The 19611-nt window shown below is 47.6% G+C and carries 16 protein-coding genes; 15 read left to right on the top strand and 1 reads right to left on the bottom strand.

The genetic code is table 11. From position 1 onward, the window contains the following. Position 1: 1 nt before the first annotated feature. From ACHHZ6_RS19255 to iolG, 5 genes are read left to right on the top strand one after another with little or no spacing between them, the layout of a single operon-like run. Positions 2–814 (top strand): ATP-binding cassette domain-containing protein, encoded by an 813-nt coding sequence (locus tag ACHHZ6_RS19255; RefSeq protein WP_395122908.1) that lies wholly within the window; start codon positions 2–4, stop codon positions 812–814. A gap of 25 nt (positions 815–839) precedes the next feature. Beyond that, positions 840–1973 carry a Gfo/Idh/MocA family protein gene (locus ACHHZ6_RS19250; RefSeq protein WP_395122907.1) on the top strand — a complete coding sequence of 378 codons (1134 nt, stop codon included), beginning with the start codon at positions 840–842 and terminating at the stop codon, positions 1971–1973. Next, positions 1973–2893, top strand: coding sequence for a TIM barrel protein (locus ACHHZ6_RS19245; protein ID WP_395122906.1), 921 nt, complete (start codon positions 1973–1975; stop codon positions 2891–2893). Before ACHHZ6_RS19250 ends, ACHHZ6_RS19245 begins: the two co-directional genes overlap by 1 nt. After that, the gene (locus ACHHZ6_RS19240; RefSeq protein ID WP_395122905.1) at positions 2890–3756 is read left to right on the top strand and encodes an SMP-30/gluconolactonase/LRE family protein; all 867 of its coding nucleotides are present in this window, start codon (positions 2890–2892) and stop codon (positions 3754–3756) included. The genes ACHHZ6_RS19245 and ACHHZ6_RS19240 overlap by 4 nt, the downstream gene beginning before the upstream one ends. Before the next feature lie 13 nt (positions 3757–3769). Next, positions 3770–4786, top strand: coding sequence for an inositol 2-dehydrogenase (gene iolG / locus ACHHZ6_RS19235; protein WP_395122904.1), 1017 nt, complete (start codon positions 3770–3772; stop codon positions 4784–4786). Here the strand turns inward: iolG and ACHHZ6_RS19230 are convergent. After that, positions 4742–5746, bottom strand: coding sequence for a LysR substrate-binding domain-containing protein (locus ACHHZ6_RS19230; protein ID WP_395122903.1), 1005 nt, complete (start codon positions 5744–5746; stop codon positions 4742–4744). The genes iolG and ACHHZ6_RS19230 overlap by 45 nt on opposite strands. A 124-nt stretch (positions 5747–5870) precedes the next feature. On the opposite strand from ACHHZ6_RS19230, the gene ACHHZ6_RS19225 reads away from it, so the two are divergent. The 10 genes from ACHHZ6_RS19225 (at position 5871) to ACHHZ6_RS19180 (ending at position 19328) form a co-directional block, all read left to right on the top strand. Further along, a complete protein-coding gene (locus ACHHZ6_RS19225) occupies positions 5871–6644 on the top strand; it encodes an SDR family oxidoreductase (protein WP_395122902.1) in 774 nt (257 codons plus the stop codon). 254 nt (positions 6645–6898) lie between these two features. Next, positions 6899–7876, top strand: coding sequence for a LacI family DNA-binding transcriptional regulator (locus ACHHZ6_RS19220; RefSeq protein ID WP_395122901.1), 978 nt, complete (start codon positions 6899–6901; stop codon positions 7874–7876). Positions 7877–8039: 163 nt separating this feature from the next. Next, on the top strand, positions 8040–9278 hold the full coding sequence (locus ACHHZ6_RS19215; RefSeq protein WP_395122900.1) for a hypothetical protein: 1239 nt from the start codon (positions 8040–8042) through the stop codon (positions 9276–9278). 12 nt (positions 9279–9290) lie between these two features. Further along, positions 9291–10385 carry a carbohydrate ABC transporter permease gene (locus tag ACHHZ6_RS19210; RefSeq protein ID WP_395122899.1) on the top strand — a complete coding sequence of 365 codons (1095 nt, stop codon included), beginning with the start codon at positions 9291–9293 and terminating at the stop codon, positions 10383–10385. Continuing rightward, positions 10378–11784: a carbohydrate ABC transporter permease gene (locus ACHHZ6_RS19205; protein WP_395122898.1), complete on the top strand. Its 1407-nt coding sequence runs from the start codon at positions 10378–10380 to the stop codon at positions 11782–11784. The genes ACHHZ6_RS19210 and ACHHZ6_RS19205 overlap by 8 nt, the downstream gene beginning before the upstream one ends. A gap of 19 nt (positions 11785–11803) precedes the next feature. Next, positions 11804–14146, top strand: coding sequence for a glycoside hydrolase family 65 protein (locus ACHHZ6_RS19200; RefSeq protein WP_395122897.1), 2343 nt, complete (start codon positions 11804–11806; stop codon positions 14144–14146). Next, positions 14139–14774, top strand: coding sequence for a beta-phosphoglucomutase (gene pgmB, locus ACHHZ6_RS19195; RefSeq protein WP_395122896.1), 636 nt, complete (start codon positions 14139–14141; stop codon positions 14772–14774). Before ACHHZ6_RS19200 ends, pgmB begins: the two co-directional genes overlap by 8 nt. An 83-nt stretch (positions 14775–14857) precedes the next feature. Then, complete coding sequence (locus ACHHZ6_RS19190) at positions 14858–16003, top strand: ABC transporter ATP-binding protein (RefSeq protein WP_395122895.1); 1146 nt, start codon at positions 14858–14860, stop codon at positions 16001–16003. A gap of 120 nt (positions 16004–16123) precedes the next feature. Further along, entirely contained in the window at positions 16124–17128 is a 1005-nt protein-coding gene (locus ACHHZ6_RS19185; RefSeq protein ID WP_395122894.1) for an OmpG porin family protein, read from the top strand. A gap of 79 nt (positions 17129–17207) precedes the next feature. Continuing rightward, the gene (locus tag ACHHZ6_RS19180; RefSeq protein WP_395122893.1) at positions 17208–19328 is read left to right on the top strand and encodes a glycoside hydrolase family 65 protein; all 2121 of its coding nucleotides are present in this window, start codon (positions 17208–17210) and stop codon (positions 19326–19328) included. The last annotated feature ends 283 nt before the right edge of the window (positions 19329–19611 follow it).

The raw sequence follows: 19611 nt of genomic DNA, 5'->3' as shown, positions 1-19611 counted from the left end.
AATGGCTACTACTGCATTAATTGAAGCTCGCGATCTGGTTAAACACTTTGGTTCGGTCATTTCGCTGAATGGTGTTTCACTCTCAGTCCATCCGGGGGAGGTGTTGTGCCTGCTGGGCGACAACGGTGCCGGTAAATCTACGCTGATTAAAACCTTATCGGGGGTACATAAGCCGACATCGGGGGAACTGCTGGTTGAAGGGCAACCCGTCACGCTTGAAAGCCCCCGCGATGCGCTCGATCAGGGCATCGCCACGGTGTATCAGGATTTGGCGATGATCCCCCTGATGTCCATTGCCCGTAACTTCTTCATGGGGCGTGAGCCTAAGAAGCGTTTTGGCCCCTTCAGGTATTTCGATACCGCGCATGCGCTGAAAGTCACCCGGGAGGAGATGCTGAAAATTGGTATCGATGTTCGTGACCCGGAGCAAGCCGTGGGTACGCTGTCGGGGGGAGAGCGGCAATGCGTTGCTATTGCCCGCGCGGTTTATTTCGGCGCGAAAGTACTGATACTCGATGAACCGACATCGGCGCTGGGCGTCCGGCAAACTGCGATGGTTCTGCGCTACATCAATCAGGTTCGTGAGAAAGGGTTGGGCGTCATTTTTATTACCCACAACGTTCGACATGCGCATGCCGTCGGCGACCGGTTCGTCGTCCTCAAACGCGGGACGACTCTCGACACCCTCAATCGTGACGAGGTGAGCCTTGAGGAACTCTACACCCTGATGGGCGGTGGGGATGAGTTGGATGATATTGCGAATGAGATGAATCAAACAAACCCTGGGCGCAGTCGTGAACCCGCGCCACTGTAAATCTAACAAACAAGGAGCATATGAAATGTCAGTGATTCGAGTCGGTATTATTGGTGCGGGTTGGATGGGACGCGCACATGCGGCGGCATTTGAGAGCGCAATACGGATTTTCGGTACAGAGCCTGCGGTGCTCAAGATTGTGGCCGTCGCCGATGTTAATGAAGACATTGTCCGCGATTTTGCTGAGCGCTTCGATGTTGAGCACTACACCACGGACTGGCGTAGCATCGTCAACGATCCCAATATCGATGTCATCGATATCACCACGCCAAATGACAAACACCCTGATATCGCCCTGGCGGCGATTGCGGCGGGCAAGCATGTTTACTGCGAAAAGCCGATGGCGAATACCGCTAGCGAAGCCCGGCAGATGCGAGAGGCCGCAGAAGCCGCTGGCGTTGTGACGATGGTGGGCTTCAACTATCTTTGCAGCCCCATTCAGGCTTATGCGCGTCAGCTTATACAGTCTGGAGCGCTGGGTGATATTTTTCACTTTCGCGGCATGTTCGATAATGACTATATGCTGGGGGCCGATTTTCCCTTCACGTGGCGTTCAGATGCGGCGGTTGCAGGCCGGGGCGGCGCGCTGGCGGATATGGCCAGCCACGTGTTGAGCCTGGCACATTATCTGGTCGGAGACGTAACCGACGTGTGCGGCACCAGTCAGATCTTGCATCAAAAGCGCAAGACGGTATCGGGGGCAACGCGCACGGTTGAAAACGACGATCTGGCTCAGTTTGTCTGCCGGTTCGAAAATGGTGCATCGGGTTATGTTGAAGCCAGCCGTATTGGCACTGGCCGAAAACTCTATCTTGCATATGAAATTCAGGGCACGAAAGGCTCGCTGTTATTCGACCAGGAACGAATGAACGAACTGTACTTTTACAACGCCTCTGACGATCCCGCTGAACGTGGTTATAAGCGGATTTTATCTGCACCGGAGCACCCTGATTATGCTGCATTCTATGGGCTGCAGGGTAATCCACTGGGTTACAACGATCTCAAGATTATCGAAGCGCGCCGTCTTATCGAATCCGTTGCGCTCGGTAAACGCTGGGTCACTGATTTTAACTTTGGGTATCGTGTCGACAGGGTGATTGACGCGGTTCTGATGTCCATTGATGAAAACCGCTGGGTCAATACTGGGGAGATAGAATAATGTCACAACGTTATCGTTTAGCTAATGCGCCGTGTTCCTGGGGTGTTGATTTTGCCGATCGTCCGGAAAACCCTGCCTGGCAGCGGGTTCTTGACGATGTTTCTCGCGCCGGTTTTTTAGCGTTCGATCTTGGACCGGTAGGCTATCTGCCGGACAACCCGTCGGTGCTCGGGCAGGCGCTCTCGGCCCGTAATTTGCAACTTTCTGCCGGTGGGCTGTTTGATCCGCTTACCGACGCCGCAGCGTTACCTCAGGTGCTTGATAAAACACGCAGAACCTGTGAAATCCTCAAAGCACTCGACGCACCGCGTCTGGTGATCATTGACTGCGTCTCTGCCGAGCGTGGCAGAACGGCGGGGCAATCCGCTGTGGCACCGCGCCTGTCCCACGATGAATGGGGAAAAATGATGCAGCGCATCATACAGATAGCCACGCTTGCCAGGGATGAGTATGGCGTGAAGTCATACCTGCATCCGCATGCGGGGTGTTATATCGAATTTGAAGATGAAGTCGACCGTGCGATGGCCGATCTTCCTGACGATCTGGTCGGTCTGTGCGTCGATACCGGGCATTCGGCCTATGCCGGAATTGACCCTGTCAAACTGATAGAACGATACCATTCACGTATTGGTCATATGCATTTTAAGGACATTGATCGCGATGTTCACGCCCGCTGTGTCGCCGAAAGCGTCGATTTCTTTAGCGCGATTGCGCGCGGCGTATTTTGTCCTCTTGGCAATGGTGTCGTTGATTTTGTCGCTGTGAACGACGCGTTGCAGCGCATGAATTATCAGGGGCTGGCCGTAGTGGAGCAGGATGTGGACCCTACCGGCGCGGCGTCACCATTCGATAATGCCTGTGCAAGCTACGATTATCTGCAGTCAGTGGGGATCGCGCCAGCACGCAAGGTGACGGTATGAACGCGACCTGTCTGATCGATGCGCAAAACACGCTGGGAGAAGGCTGTGTATGGGACCCGCGTGACGGGAGCCTTTACTGGACAGACATTGAAGAGAGCCGGATTTACCGGCTGGATAGCCACCAGCAGCTTTCAACGTTTTCGCTGCCGGAGCGTGCCGGGTTTATCCTGCCGCGAAAAGAGGACGGATTTATTGTCGGGCTGGCAAGTCGCATCGTTCGCACCGACGGTGGCTTTACCCACTTTGAGACGATTGTCGAGATTGAACCGACGCTCGCGCAAACACGCGTCAATGATGCTGCGGCTGATCCATTCGGCGGTATCGTATTCGGTACCTTTGATGAACGTGACCGGCAGCCTGTGGCAAGCCTGTACCGACTCTCTCCTGAAGGAAAACTGCACCGGCTTCTTGGCGACATTACCATCAGCAATGGCATAGCCTTTTCGCCGGACGGAGAAACAATGTACGTTACCGATACACCCGTTGGCACGATCCGTCGTTTCAACATTGGTGCGGACTTTTCCCGTTTTGACGAACTGATGCCGCTTGCAGAGGCCAGCATTGCGCCTGGTTTGCCTGACGGTGCCATCGTCGATAGTGAGGGCGGTTACTGGAGTGCGCGGGTATGGGGGGGATGCGTGGTGCGTATATCCCCATCAGGCGAAGTAACCGATCGAATCACTCTGCCTGTGAAGGGGCCGACCTGCGTGGCGCTGGGCGGCCAGCAAGGGAAGCAGTTGTTTATCACGACGCTTCGCGTTCGTCATACTGCCCAGGAGCTTGATGAGGTTCCCAGTGCGGGGGGACTTTTTGTGAGTGATGTTGTTGTTCCTGCTCAGGCAGCCAGACTTGTTACCCTTTAACAGGATTTTTGCTATGCCAGAAAAAATAAAGATTTGCGTGTTCGGCGCAGGACGAATGGGTGAGCGTCATATCGCCAATGTTGCGGCGAACAACCGTGCGGAACTGGCCTGGATTGTCGACCCGGATTTCGCCAGGGCGAGCAAGCTGACGGAGAAATATGGCGGGCGGGTGGCGGATACCCCGGAACACGCGTTATCCGATCCCAACCTTGATGCGGTAATTATTGCCTCTGCAACCCATACCCATGTGGACCTGATAATCGCGGCAGCAAAAGCGGGAAAAGCGATTCTTTGCGAAAAACCCATCGATCTGGATATGTCCAGAGTTGAACTGTGCGCAAAAGAGATTGAAGGGTGCAAAGTGCCGATTATGATCGGTTTCCAGCGTCGGTTTGATGCCACACTGCGCGCGGTGAGCGAGGCCGTAGCGCGCGGCGAGGTGGGCAATGTAGAGGTGATCACCATTATCAGCCGCGACCCCAGCCCGCCACCTGCTGAGTATATTGCCGTTTCCGGTGGACAATTCCACGATCAGATGATTCATGATTTTGATCTGGCGCTGTGGTTTTCGGGAGCCAAAGGGCGTATCGAGGTTTTTGCGATGGGCAGTAATTTGGTTGATCCGGCGATTGGCGCGCTGGGTGATTCCGATACCGCGCAAGTTACGCTACGTTTTTCCAACGGTGCATTCTGCCGTATTGATTGCAGCCGGCGCGCAGTCTACGGCTACGACCAGCGTGTGGAGGTTTTTGGTTCGCAGGGCATGGTCTGTTCCGCAAATCAACGTCGGACAGCGCTCGAACGTTATTCAGCGCACACCACGGCAGCGGGCGATGTGCTCAATCCTGGCTTTATGGAGCGCTACTGGCCAACATACGCCGTAGAACTTGAGGCTTTTCTTGATGCTATTGCGAGTGGCCAATCTTCTGCACCTGATTTCAAGGCGGGCAAGCGGGCGTTGATGCTGGCCGATGCTGCCCGCGAATCAGCCAGAAGTGGGCAAGTCGTCGTTATCGATATTGATAAATAAGTTTTTCCGGCTGTCCAGTTGCCGATCCCGCTGGACAGCGCGGCGTTCTGCTGTGGTGTTAAGTCCCATTTTTTCCTGTAAAAGAGGTGTCAGCCACTCGGTAAAGATCCGCAGAGGGCGGGAAAGATGACGTCGATGTGGAAACAGAATAGTGACCGGTAGAGGAGGGGGGCGGAAATCGGCCATAATTTCCTGCAATACACCTGAGGACTGAAGCGCTTTTACATCATAGGCTGGTATCTGGATGAGACCCATCCCGGCAACACATGCGGCAATGCATGCTTCGGCGCTGTTAACCACAAGCCAGCTATTAACATCGGTATTGACGCTCTCTTCGCCTTGTGTCCACTCCCATCGCTCTTTCTTACCTGACGTAGGGGAGGCATATCCTACTGCAATATGTTCAGGCAAATCGTCAGGTGATTCAGGTTTCCCATAAGTGGAAATATATCCAGCGGACGCTACGTTAATAATAGCGAGGTACCCTATACATTTGGCGACCAGGCCAGAATCATTCAGCACGCCGACTCGTACTGCACAATCAATACCTTCTTCAGCAAGATTAACGCTTCTGTCAGTCACCCCGAGTTCAATCTGGATGGCGGGGTAGCGTTTAAAAAAATCCGGTAACGCCGGAATAATTATCTGGCTGCCCACGCGTCCGGGTACATCGATCCTTATTTTCCCGCTCACATCATCGCTGGTCTGCCTGAAGAGATTTTCTGCCTCGTCAACATCCTGCACAACTTTCTGACAGTGTGCGTAAAAAGCATTGCCATCGAGCGTCAGGGAGACACTTCTCGTGGTTCTGTGAAAGAGACGAGCGCTCAGACGATCCTCCAGTTCACGTATGGCCGCAGAGACGGTGGAGGCGGGGCGGTTCAGCGTTTCAGCAGCCCGAACAAAACTGCCGTTTTCGGCGACCCTAAGAAAAATTCTGAACAGGTCAACGGTATCCATATGCCCTCATTATTCGATAATTCTGGATAGTGTATGCAGATTATCAGTATTTATGTTTTATTTTTACACATTAAGCTCTTTTTACGGGGTTGTCCCGGAGGACTAAAGCTACAGGAGCTTATTCATGACCAATCATTCACTCAGAGGGAAAACCGTTCTTATTGCTGGCGGTGCCAAAAATCTTGGTGGGCTGATAGCGCGCGACTTTGCTTTGCAAGGTGCCCGGGCGATTGCTATTCACTACAATAGCGCCTCAACACAGAAAGACGCAGAAGCCACAGTAGCCGCAATAAAAGCCGCAGGGGCAAATGGCATCGCGTTTCAGGCAGATCTGACTTCTGCGGCCGCTATGGAAAAACTGTTTACTGATGTGGTTGCTGCCATAGGTAAACCAGACATTGCTATCAATACTGTGGGGAAAGTGCTGAAAAAGCCGATGGCCGAAATTTCTGAGGCAGAATTCGATGAAATGAGCGCCGTAAATGCCAAAACGGCCTTCTTCTTTCTGAAAGAAGCAGGTAAACAGGTCAACGATAACGGCAAAATTTGTACACTGGTGACCTCTCTTCTTGGCGCGTATACCCCGTTTTACGCTGCCTACGCGGGTATGAAAGCACCGGTTGAACATTTCACGCGAGCAGCATCAAAAGAGCTGGGTGAACGCGGTATTTCGGTGACTGCTATCGGCCCTGGTCCGATGGACACGCCTTTCTTCTATCCGGCTGAGGGCGCTGATGCAGTGGCTTACCATAAAACGGCTGCGGCCTTGTCGCCGTTCAGTAAAACTGGTCTGACGGACATAGGGGACATTGTGCCGTGGGTTCGTTTCCTCGTCAGTGATGGATGGTGGATGACCGGTCAAACTATTCTGGTCAACGGCGGTTACACAACGAAGTAAAATTCCCCCCAGGCCCCGTATCGAAGGGGCCTGATTACGGTAACGGGATAAAAGGGGTCTTGTTACTGGTGCTCAGTCATTCTGCTGTCGTGAAAAAATGAACGTAAACGAGATGTAGTGGCGTATAACATAACAGTAAAAATAAAAATAAATTCTTTTAATAAATAACTGTTTACTCATTTTTTCTTTTTGAGAGACGTAAATTGTACTATAACATGAGAGTAAATTTACGACAGCGACCGCGGGAGGGAGGGGTGTCAACGCCTAAAAATGACTCTGAGTTTAAAAAATCGACCATCCATGAAGCTGCAAAAATTGCTGGTGTTTCAATCGCTTCGGTAAGTCGAGCTTTAAATAATAAAGCGGGAATAAGTGAAGAAACCCGACAAAAGATCCTGAATGTCTGTAAGGAACTGGGCTATGTTCCCAGCAGCTCTGCCAGAGAGTTGACGGGAAGTCACAAAAATACGATTGCCATTTCCGTTGGCGCACATGAATTTCTTCCCTCCCGTTACCTTGGCATGCTTTGGCCATCTGTCTCCGCATCAATCAGAAAATCGGGGCGTAATCTTCTCCCTGTCACCTTTGGAGACATAGATCTGACGGATGTGGGCGGCGTTCTTCTGCTGGGTATCGTCAAGGACGATTCCCGTATCGAAGCCTGCAAACGCGCGGCGCTGCCTTACGTTTGTATCGGCATGCATGATGGTTCGTTTTGGGTAGCTCCTGATGATTTTAACGGAGGAAGGCTTGCGACTCAGCATCTTGTCGACAAAGGGTTACGCAACATCTGTTTCGTGACACCAACGACATATGGAGACGGTTATCAGTTTCGTTATCAAGGCTATATGTCTGTAATGGCAGCTAATGCGATACCTATCAAGGAGATTCGAACGGGCAGCGAACCATTGGGGGAAATTGCTGCGTATAGACATTTTATTCATCTTGATAAAAAACAATTAGAGTGTTATCAGGGGTTTGTGTGCGAGTGCGATGAAACGGCAGCGGGTGTCATCGCTGCGTTACGCGATCGCGGTTACACGCTTCCTGAACATTTCTCTGTGGTTGGCTATGATGGTCTGCCCGGCGTTTCTGAAGGTATGACAACTATTGTTCAGGACACAAATGCCATTGCGGAACGCGTCGCTAGTTTACTGGATGATGCACAGGCTGGAGCTGAACCTGTAGGAACGGTTGTCCCTGTTACGCTGCGGGTAGGGAAAACAACGTAAAAAGCCGTAAGTCCAGTACAGTAAAATAAAAAAAAAGCGTGACAAAAGTCACGCTTTTTTGCTTTTGAAGTGGTAAACGGAATCGAATGTGATCAAATTAACGTAAGCGCTTACGTTAATGCTGCATAATTCATTCACTTTAGGCAAACGGACTGTGATTACTATGAGAAAAACAATTCTGGCTTTGACGCTGTTCTCGTTAAGTGGTTATGTGTTGTCTGCGAATAAGACGGAAATCGTCATCGCAGGGTGGGGTGGTAATGATGTCGTTGTACTTAATAAGCTGATAAAAGAAGTCCTTGCGGAAGATTTTGATAAAGCCAATCTGAACGTCAAATACCAGGCTGTCGAAGGCGATTTTTCTCAGTTTATAATCAATGCGATTTCTGCTGGAACGGCACCCGATATTTTTTATATTGATGCGCTTTACGCCAGTGTGCTGATTAACTCAGGCAAAATTGCGGCAAATGACAAGAAGCTTAATCAGACTGCACAGGATATTATCCCTGGGCTCAATAAAGCATTTGAAGCCAAAGGCACTCAGTACGGTATTCCTAAAGATTTTAACACCATTGCGCTTCAGTTTAATAAAGACATTTTTGATGATGCGGGCGAGTCCTATCCTGATAATAATGATTCATGGGATGATCTTCGCGACAAACTGCTGGCCATTAAAAAATCTCTTGGGAATGAAGTCGCAGGCATATGTATCATGCCGGATTACGCTCGTTTTGCGCCATTTGCACTGGCAACAGGATGGAGGCCCTTTGATGAAAAAGGCAAAACAATTCTTGATGAGAGGTTTGCTCGAGCCTTTAACTTTTATACGGATCTGGTCATAAAAGATAAAACCGGCATCCTGGCGTCTGATCTCGGTCAGAACTGGGGCGGCGGTTGTTTTGGCACCGAAAAAACGGCAGTGGCGTTCGAAGGTAACTGGATTGGCGGATATTTGCGCGACAAAGCGCCAAATCTGGCTTATGGCTCATCTTTATTGCCTAAAGATCCTGTCAGCGGGGAGAGAGGAAATCTTCTGTTCACCGTAGCATGGGGGCGGAATGCTGACAGTCGTAACGCAGAAGCTGCCCAGCGAGCAGTCGAAATTCTGACCAGTAAAAAATCACAGGAGTGGGTTTTGGCATCGGGTTTAGCTTTACCAAGCCGCGAAGCATTAGGACATTCTGAATATTTCACACATAAGAATGCAGAAAGCGAGCTGGCAAAAAATATCTTTGAAGGTGCAATATCAGGGCATGTCGAGTCTTACTCATTTCGTCAGTATGGTGCGGCATGGGCAACACCGATTAATGAAGCATTAACCGCCGTACTATTGGGACAAATGTCGCAAGAGAAGGCAATCAAAATGGCACAGGATAAATATACGGTGTTGGAAAATAAATAATTGGGCATTTCCATGAATTCATTACACATGCGCAACCAAATATATGGATGGTTGCTGGTAGGTCCTTTTGTTATGACTCTGGGTGTATTTTTTATATATGCCTTTATACGAACGATAATTTTTAGCTTCACCCAGTATGATCTCTTTAATGATGCCATATGGACAGGTTTTAACAATTACGTTTCCTTATTTCATGATGATCTTTTTTTGCTGGCCCTGAGTAATACAATCTGGTTTTCACTGGTTGTGACATTTATACAAACCATACTGGCACTGGCATTGTCGATATTGGTTAACTCCAAAGTACGGGGGCAGAGTTTTTTCAGAACAGCTTTTTATGTTCCAGGAATTCTATCCAGTGCATCGATAACCTTAATATTTATTTGGCTTTATCAGAAAAATGGTTATTTGAATAGTTTCGTCACTAGTATTGTTAATCATTACCCACAACTAAGCTGTTTTGCGGTTGTTTCAGCAGGCTGTCAGTTGCTTTTGGTGATTAACGACAAACGCCGGGGGCTGCCGACAGGATGGTGTGATCCGGCGTGGGGGATCGTCTCGCTTATTGTGGCTGGTATGGCGACAGTGGCATTAAGTGCGACGGGCTGGCTTGTGGTGGGTGAAGAGATTATCCAGCTAAATTGGTTAAGTACACGCGATAGTGCTGGACCACTACCGGTCACACTGTGGGCCATTGTGATTCAAAACATTTATACCACGGTGCCCACGTTTATGTTGCTTTTCCTGGCCGGCTTACAGGGGATCCCTGGAGAGTTGTATGAGGCAGCGCGTATTGATGGTGCCAATAAATGGCAGCAGCATTGGCATATTACGATCCCCCAGTTGGCTCCTGTCACTTTTGTTGTTGTGACGTTTAGCATCATAGGCACGTTGCAAATGTTTGACCAGGTTGCCCTGTTGGGCGCAGCGGCCCCGCTGGAGTCGAGAATTACGCTCGCCTATTACGTTTACCACAATGCCTTCCCACCAGGTGGCACACCGCAGGTCGGAATGGCAAGCGCAGCGGCGCTAATACTGGCGATGATTACGTTGATGATTGTTTATTTGCAGAAATTTATTGGCGTTAAGGAGAAAATGCATGGCTGAGTCATTGATCTCCGAGAGAGAAACACAAATTTCTCCACAACACCTCAGTCGGTATTACGCGATTCGCCGCTGGTCGATTGCTGCCTGGGTATATGGTGGGTTGCTGTTCGTTTCTACCCTTATGTTGGGTACCTTTGCGGTTGCCTTTATGGCAAGCCTGAAAGATGACCCTCTGGAACAGCCATTCAGGTTTAGTTTTGCGCAGGTCCAGCCCGGCAACTGGGGGGCTGCCTGGCAACTGGGGAAAGCGGGTAATCATGCACCTTTCTTTGGCGGCTTTGCCCCAGGCGCGAACGTACAGTTCAGGGTGACATATGCTGCACCGGCGGATAAAGACATCCAGGCACCAGACATTGATATTCCACGCCGTCGGCCAGGTACTGGCATGGCAGCCGCGGTTATGACTGATTTCGCCGCGGACTATGCCACTGTTAGCCCGCCCCAGCTTGTTGAACAACGAAATGACGTAACCTTTACGGATAAAGACGGCACGATGGTGGTAACGAAAAAAGGGCACAGTAAGACGTGGGAGTTTACGGTGAAATATGACCGTGATGGTCCCTTGCTGGCCACGCTTCCACTGACGTTGACCGTTCCACGCGGACAAGTATTAACAGACAGTACGCTGGACCCAACGAAAATTGAACGCAGAGGGCGAATTGCAACCTGGGATAATGTCGTGCCGGGGGTTATCGGTTATATCTTTAAATCCTATGTGCGTGTGTATACCGAATCGGTCAGCCTGGATACCGGTAAAAGTTTATTCATGAGCTGGACGATTAACTCTTTTGTTATTGCTATAGGGAAAGTCATCCTGACGCTTTTATTGGCCTGTACGGCAGGTTATGCACTGGCAAGGTTAAAATTTACAGGCGCACGTGCAATATTCGTCTTTATGCTATTTAGCATGATGATACCAGCTCAGGTGACGTTTATATCGAACTACCTGGTGTTCCGGGAACTGGGGATGTTGAATACACCCTGGGCGGTAATCACCTCAGTTATAGCTTCAGGGCAGGTGCTGATCATGAAACAGTTTTTTGAGAACATCCCGAAAGAACTGGAAGAAGCTGCGCTGGTGGACGGTGCAAGCCCGGCAAGGATTTTATGGGAAATATTTATACCGTTGGCCAAACCGGCAATTTTGTCGGTCACAATTTTGGGTTTTCAGGGGGCGTGGAATGATTTTTTCTGGCCACTCATCGTTATTAACAGCCCTGCCGATGCTTTTACATTACCGGTTGGGTTATTGAGCCTGCGTAATGCGTATGGAGTTGCAGGTGACTGGAATTTAATACTGGCAGGGGCTTTTTTATCGACTGTCCCGGTATTAATCATCTTCATTGTGTTTCAACGTTATTTTGTGAGTAACGATATTTCTTCCGCCGTTAAAGGTTAATTTAAAAGGGGTTTCCTCAATGCATATGAATTATAATGCAGGGCATGGTGCGTTTAAAAATTGGGTTGTTGAAGAAACAACGTTCGATCCCGCTTTCCAGGGAAAATGCGAAGTTGTCATGAGTCAGGGCAACGGATATATGGGGACGCGTAGCGCGACGGAAGAAAAGTATGTCGGACAGGTCAGAAATTTCTTTGTTGCTGGCACCTTTAATAAATTCGATGAGTATGAGGTCACTGAACTGCCGAATGCGGCAGATTTCAGTGCTATTGAAATTTATGTTGACGGTCACCGTTTTCATCTTGATACCGGAACGGTGAAGAATTATTCCCGTCGACTGAATGTTAAAAATGGAGAATTAACGCGACAAATCACCTGGGTTTCGCCGGAAGGTAAAGAACTTGAACTGACATTCCGCCGTTTTATCTCTCAGGCGAATCTTCATTTACTGGCTTTTGATATTCAAATCAAGGCCGTGAATTGCGATGCGCATATCGACATTCGCACAGGTATTGACGCTCAGCAATCCAATTCAGGGGCGCAGCATTTCCATGAGGGCGAAAAGCGCATTTATGACAAGCGTTACATTGAACTTCTTCAGCAGACCACGGAGAGCAAAGTTGATTTCGTCCTGATGACGGCACATCGTACTTTCGTGAATGATGTTGAGCGAACGCTCGAACCAAAAATGGAGATCGACCGCCGCAAAGTCTTTGTTGCCTATGGTTATGACTGCAAAGCGGGTGAAACGCTACGTCTTGAGAAAGTTGCAGTCGTGCATACTTCACGGGATAAATTGTTCGACGTGAAGAATTATGACAGAGCGGAACTGCGTAGCTATGCCCTTGCCGATGTGCAAAAAAATGCAGATCGCCGGTTTGACGATCTGCTGCAGGAAAGTGCGTTGGTATGGTATTCCCGCTGGGAGAAGATGGATATCGCCATCGAAGGGGCGGACTTTGACCAGCTTGCTATCCGTTTTGCGCTCTATCAGCTGAACATTTTTACGCCTATGCACGATTCACGCTTTGGTATCGGTGCGAAAGGTCTCTCCGGAGAAGGGTATAAAGGACATTCCTTCTGGGACACAGAAGTGTTCATGTTGCCATTCTTTATTTATACCATGCCAGATGTGGCACGAAATTTACTCGAATACCGTTACAAAACCCTGGGCGGTGCGCGTAAAAAAGCACGTGATAATGGATATCAAGGGGCGCAATTCCCATGGGAGTCGGCGCTTACTGGTGAAGAGGTTACGCCAGTATGGGGTGCGGTAGACATTATCACCGGCAAAGCAACCAAAATATGGTCTGGGTTCATCGAACAACATATTACCTGTGATATTACCTATGCCCTGTGGCAATACTATCAGGTCACTGGTGACCAGCAGTTCATGGATGATATGGGCTATGAAATTATGTTCGATACGGCGACATTCTGGTCGAGTCGCCTCGAATGGCTGGCGGATCGCAATATGTGGGGGATCTGTAACGTTATTGGCCCTGATGAATATAAAGAACATGTCGATAATAATGCCTTCACCAATTACATGGTCGTTGAAAATATTCGTCTGGCTATTCGTTATTACGATGACCTGGCAACCTCTAACCCTGCGCTGTTGGCGGCATTGACGGAAAAACTCTCTCTGGGTGAAGCACATGCACTTTGGCTTGAGCGAGTCGATAATATTTATCTGCCACAACCGCGAAAAGAAGACAATATTATTCCTCAGGATGATACGTATCTGAGTAAAAAATTAATCGATCTGAGTAAATACAAACAGCAGGGCTTTGTCGGGGGGCTGTTCCATGATTATAACCTGGAGCAGGTTAACCAGATGCAAGTTTCAAAACAGGCCGACATCATGGTGCTGTTCTTGCAGCTTGAGAATAAATTCAGTCTCGAAACGAAACTGGCAAACTGGAATTATTACGAACCTAAAACCCTGCATGACTCTTCGTTGAGTCTGTCAACCCACTCTGTTCTGGCTTCTGACGTTGGTAACCCTGAACTGGCCTATGATCTCTTCAGTCGCGCGGCCACAATCGATATTGGGCAACAGATGAAAAGCAGTGACCACGGTATTCATGCTGCCTCCATCGGTGGTATGTGGCAATGTGTCGTCTATGGTTTCGGTGGTTTGCGCATGCTGGGCGGGGAATTACGCCTCAATCCAAATTTGCCGGAACGATGGAACAGCCTTCATTTCCCGATTTACTGGCAGGGTGAGCGTTTAGAAATTGAAGTCAGTCATGGACATGTCCGAATTGAACGTCCTGAGTTTAACGGTACTGAACTCAATATTAATATCGCGGGTACCAAATATGCGGTTAATGTTTCAGAGGTGACCCTGAATGTGTAAGGCGTTTATTTTCGATCTTGACGGTGTCATTACCGATACGGCAGAACTGCATTATCAGGCGTGGCAACGCATGGCAAATGAAGAGGGCTACTTCTTTAATCGTGACACTAATGAAAAATTACGTGGCGTATCGCGACGGGCATCGCTGGAGATTATTCTGGCAGGGCAACAGGTTAGCGAAGCGAAAATGCTGGAATTAATGGAACGTAAAAATAATTATTACGTTGCATTACTGGATACCCTCACGCCAGCAGATGTTCTGCCGGGTATGGAGTCGCTACTGCTGGAGTTAAATGCCAGGAATATTAAGGTTGCGCTCGCATCTGCCAGCAAAAATGCCAGACCGATTATTCATCGGCTTGGATTAACCTCGTTGTTTGATGCTATTGGTGATGGATGGTCCGTGATGCGTTCTAAGCCCGCACCTGACGTGTTTTTACATGCGGCGGGTCAGGTTGGGGTAAATGCAAACGACTGTATCGTTGTTGAAGATGCTGAGGCCGGGGTGGAAGCGGCAACGCTTGCCGGTATGCGGGTGATAGGTATTGGCCCCGATGAGCGTGTCGGACACGCGACCTGGCGTTTTGAGGATACAACGAAGATTAAACTGGGCAATATTCTTGCTTAAGTCTTTTCGATAATGGTGCCGGGATAGGTGCTTAATTAACAGGCAGGATGCCATCCTGCCTGTTTCAAATGACAGGTTAAAGTATGGCAAGACTGGAACTCAGGGGAATCAACAAGATCTACCCTAATGGTGAACATATTATCAAGGATGTTAATTTAACGCTTAACGATGGAGAATTTACCGTATTTGTTGGCCCTTCAGGATGCGGGAAGTCAACCATGCTACGCATGATTGCCGGTCTTGAAGAGATTACATCAGGTGAAATGCTACTTGATGGTGAGGTTGTCAATGACATATCCCCTAAAGAGCGCGGTATTGGCATGGTTTTCCAGTCTTACGCCCTTTACCCACATATGAGCGTTTATGACAATATTGCGTTTGGCTTAAAGTTTTCCACTCTTTCAAAACAGGAGATAACCAGGGCTATCCATAACGTGGCTGAAATGCTTGAACTGACTGCGTTATTAAAACAGAAGCCGGGCCAGTTATCGGGAGGTCAGCGACAGCGCGTTGCCATTGGTCGGGCGATAGTACGCAACCCCAGCCTTTTTTTACTGGATGAACCATTATCTAATCTGGATGCTTCGCTCAGAGTGAGAATGCGGCTGCAGCTGGCCGAGTATCATAAAAAACTCAAATCGACTGTTATTTATGTCACGCATGATCAAATTGAGGCGATGACGTTGGCGGACAACATTGTTGTGCTGCGTAACGGGAAAATTGAACAAACTGGTTCGCCGTTGGAACTCTATTATTTCCCCGCTACGCTATTTGTCGCAGGGTTTATTGGCTCCCCAAAAATGAACTTGCTCCCGGCAACGCTTATTTCTGCCACAGAACAGCAGGCCTGTGTTGAAGTAGGTGATTACACCTTTAAGGCTGATGTTAACGCCATCGGGGCCGCCGCAGGAGCGCTTATGACAATCGGCATTCGCCCGGAAGACATTCATCTGGCAGAGCAGGGTGTGGGCGTTATCGTTGAAGGTCTCGAAAGATTAGGTACCGAGTCGTTGCTCTATACCACACTTGTACGTGGAGGGCAGGAAGTTCTGGTTCGGGTTCCGGGAACTGTGCATGTTGAGGTTGGGCAACGCTTAAATATAAGAATACCGGCAGAGAAATGTCATTTATTTGATCGGACAGGTAAAGCCTATATTCGCGGAACCACTTTGTCACAACTAATTACTTTGCCACCAGAGGCTGCGAAATTCAAAGTATCCATTAACTAATAGTTAATTTAAAAACGATGGGGTTGACGAGTCTATCCCATCGTTTGGTTATTTTTCTGTACCTTACCTCTCCAGTTTTTGAGGGAGCTATAACAACCGTGCGATAATAAGGTTAATATTATGAATAAAACGGTGTTAGCAACATCTACTGCACTCATTTTTTTATTTTCAGGTGCCACGATGGCGGATGAAAAAAGGAAAGATGATAAAAATGAAAAGCTGGCAACAAAAATACAAGAGCTTAGATCTCAGTATTCAACTGCTGAGTTGCTTTCTGCACTGGATATGCCTGAACAAGATGCTGGCGTATTTCATGGTATGTTGGGGACAGGTGTTGAATTTGAGCAAACGAAACGTGGTGATGGTGTTAATGAAGGTAAGATTAAGTACACGCTCATCCAGGGTAATTTCCGACATGATACTTTGCCAGGATGGGATTTTGGATTTTACTCTGGAAGGGAAGAGCTTTACAACGGCGAATTAACACATGCTACCTATGACCGGGGTGTGAATGCGATCCAGGAAATTTATGTCAACCGCAGTTATGGACTGTCAAGGGGAAGTCTCGGTTGGGGGGTAAAACTCGCCAGTGAAAGTATTGATGAGCGAACAACGCCTGAGGCCAAATTATTTGGAACGTATCAAATCTCCCCTGACGTTGAGTTTCATGGTTATGGTCTGTATCACGTTGAGTATAAAAGAGGAACTGGGGAGTTTCCATACTGGGAAATTGAACCGGGTTTTGGCTTTAAATTCACAGATACCTCAGGTGCATGGTTAAATTTCCGTTATCAGGTTGGTCAATGGAGACCGAAAAGCGGTGATGGTGAAATCGAAAAGGAATGGATAATTAAACCGGGAATTTGGTTCAATAGTGGCAAGTTATCCTATTCCTTTTGGGGAGAGTTTGGTTCGTTTGTTAAGACGCGAGATTCAAATTCGGCGCATTTATGGACCGAGGATTACGCCAAGCTTGGTGTTTCTGGTAATTATGAAATTTCCAAAAGTTGGCGATTATTTAGCGAGGCAAGTTATAAGAAATTAAAATATCAGAGTGGTGAAAATAGAGAACGCTTCAATGGCTATATTCCTCTTTTCATTATTGGGGTGAATTATACTTTCTAAGTACACTGTGTAAACTATACCAACAAGACGCATATTTTTTGCATGCGTCGTTTTTCTTTATTTCCTCTAAAGGGTTTGTATGCGTATTTATATTAACGAACTCGATGCGTCCAGCCTCGAGAAAGCTGAAAGTATTTTTTTTAACGGAAACGGATTTATTGGCGTGCGGGGCGGGTTAGAAGAAAACCACTACACAAGTTATCGTGCAAATAAGCAGACCTACATTAATGGATTCTACGAGACGAAGAATATTCATTATCCTGAGCGCTGCTATGGCTTCCCGGAGACGGGAGAAACGATGATTGGGGTAGTGGATGGACAAATGGCGGTCATTGAAATTGGTGGTGAGAGATTCACCATTTTTGAAGGTAATCTCGAAGAGCACACCCGATATCTTGATATGTCTGCAGGCTCAACGGTACGGGAGCTGATATGGTGTTCGCCAAAAGGACGCCGTACACGTATTACTATAACGCGACTTGCATCCCTGGTAAAAAAAGATCTATTTGCTATTCACTACCGGTTTAACCGATTAAATCATGATGAAGAAATTGTGCTATCCCATGAGTTTCGTTTCACTAATAACGCGACTATAGATCTGAACGATCCTCGTGTTAGCCATGATGTCCAGAACGTGATGATTGATAATATCGATTTTGCTCAACAGCATATCGCCTTTTCGACCTGTAAATCAGGTTTGTCAGCAATGCTGCGCTGGCATTTAAGTCTTCCGGCAAACCGGGTGCAGCAGTATGAAGACCGGTTTGTTATCACAACGCCAGTCACTGGCGATGTTTTTACAAAGATTTTAAGTTATGAATATCATCAGGTTAAATTCTCCGGTTTCGATATCACATTTGATGAACTGGCTGCATTGCAACAGGCATGGCTTACAGAGTACTGGGAAAATGCCAAAATTACCGTTAAGTCTGAGCTTCGAATAGAGGAGAGTGTCAATTTTGGTTTATGGTCGTTGCTTTGCTCTCTGGGCACAGACGGTAATACCAGCATTTCAGCTAAAGGACTCAGTGGTAATGGATACGAGGGGCATTACTTTTGGGATGCTGAGATGTATATATTCCCGGCTTTTTTGCATACATCACCATCACTGGCAAAACAGATGCTTCAGTTCAGAATCAATACGCTGGAGGCTGCACGGGAGATCAGAAAGAGCCTTGGGTATAAGCGGGGTGCATCTTATCCCTGGAGAACTATTTCTGGGATCGAATCATCTTCCTTTTTTGAAGCAGGCACGGCTCAGTTACACATCAGTACAGATATTGCCTATGCCTTTATTCGTTATTTTCAGTTTACAGGTGATATAGAGTTTTTTTTCAACGGCGGTTATGAGGTTTTACTTGAAACTGCTCGATTTTTCTGCGATGTCGGGTATGAACGAGATGGGGCTTTTCATATTGATAAAGTTACCGGGCCGGATGAATATTCCGTTCTGGTAAATGATAATTACTATACAAACAGCATGGTGCAGTTCCATTTCAAATGGGTTGTTCAACTTTCTGAAATTCTCGCTGCCAGCGATCATGGACGTTGGAATAATATCCAGGAACGACTGGGTCTAATCGATGAAGAGCTAGGGCAATTACAGTACTATTCGTCCATAATGTGTCTATTAACGGACAGCCATAAAAATATCGTTATGCAGGATCGTGATTTTATAAATAAAGACCGCTGGCCATTTTATGATGAAAACAAATATCCCTTGTTGCTACATTATCATCCGCTGACTATTTATCGATATCAGATATCCAAGCAGGCTGATGCAGTGTTGGCTCTGATGCTTTTCCCTGGGGTGACAACAACTGAATGTCGAATGAATAGTGTTAATTATTATGACGAAGTTACCACGCATGACTCCTCTCTCTCGTATTCTATTTTTTCCATCGTATATAGCCAATTAGGTATGCAGGAAAAAGCAATGGATTATTTTCTGAAAAATGTACGGTGTGATTTAGATAATTTACATGGCAACACTCAGGATGGGTTACATACGGCAGCGATGGGTGGAACCTATATGAACATTCTGTATGGATTCTGTGGGCTGAGTATTGATGAAACGTTGTCTCTTAATCCTAAACTGCCTGATCAAATTGATGAGATAAGTTTTAAAATTTACTTTAAAGGAGATTGGTACGCTATAAATGTTAACCATCACGGATTTAAGTTGAAGCTTGTAGATTAATCTAGCATCCCATAAACACACTTTTTGCGTGATTATGGGTGTTTTTTTATTATGTGGATTTCATTGGTCCATGTAATAACCATGTGAAGACATATGGTTGTGGAAGATCTCTAACGATGGTTTTTTCATTTTAACGGGATCCCTACAAGACGATGTCAAAATTATTTTAATCTTGGTTTTTTGCGTGTAAAACATCTTGCGGATGATACCGATTATCAACCTGATGCAGCAAGGTGTGTCCTGGCCGATGAGGTATTGGTGAATATCGAGTTAGCTGTATTTC

Origin of the sequence: Enterobacter cloacae complex sp. 2024EL-00214, from assembly GCF_043945575.1 — a bacterium.
In the GTDB taxonomy this organism is placed as follows: Bacteria; Pseudomonadota; Gammaproteobacteria; order Enterobacterales; family Enterobacteriaceae; genus Enterobacter; species Enterobacter cloacae_P.
The sequence above is the reverse complement of the archived record's forward strand: the minus strand, read 5'-3'. Positions and strand labels throughout refer to the sequence as shown.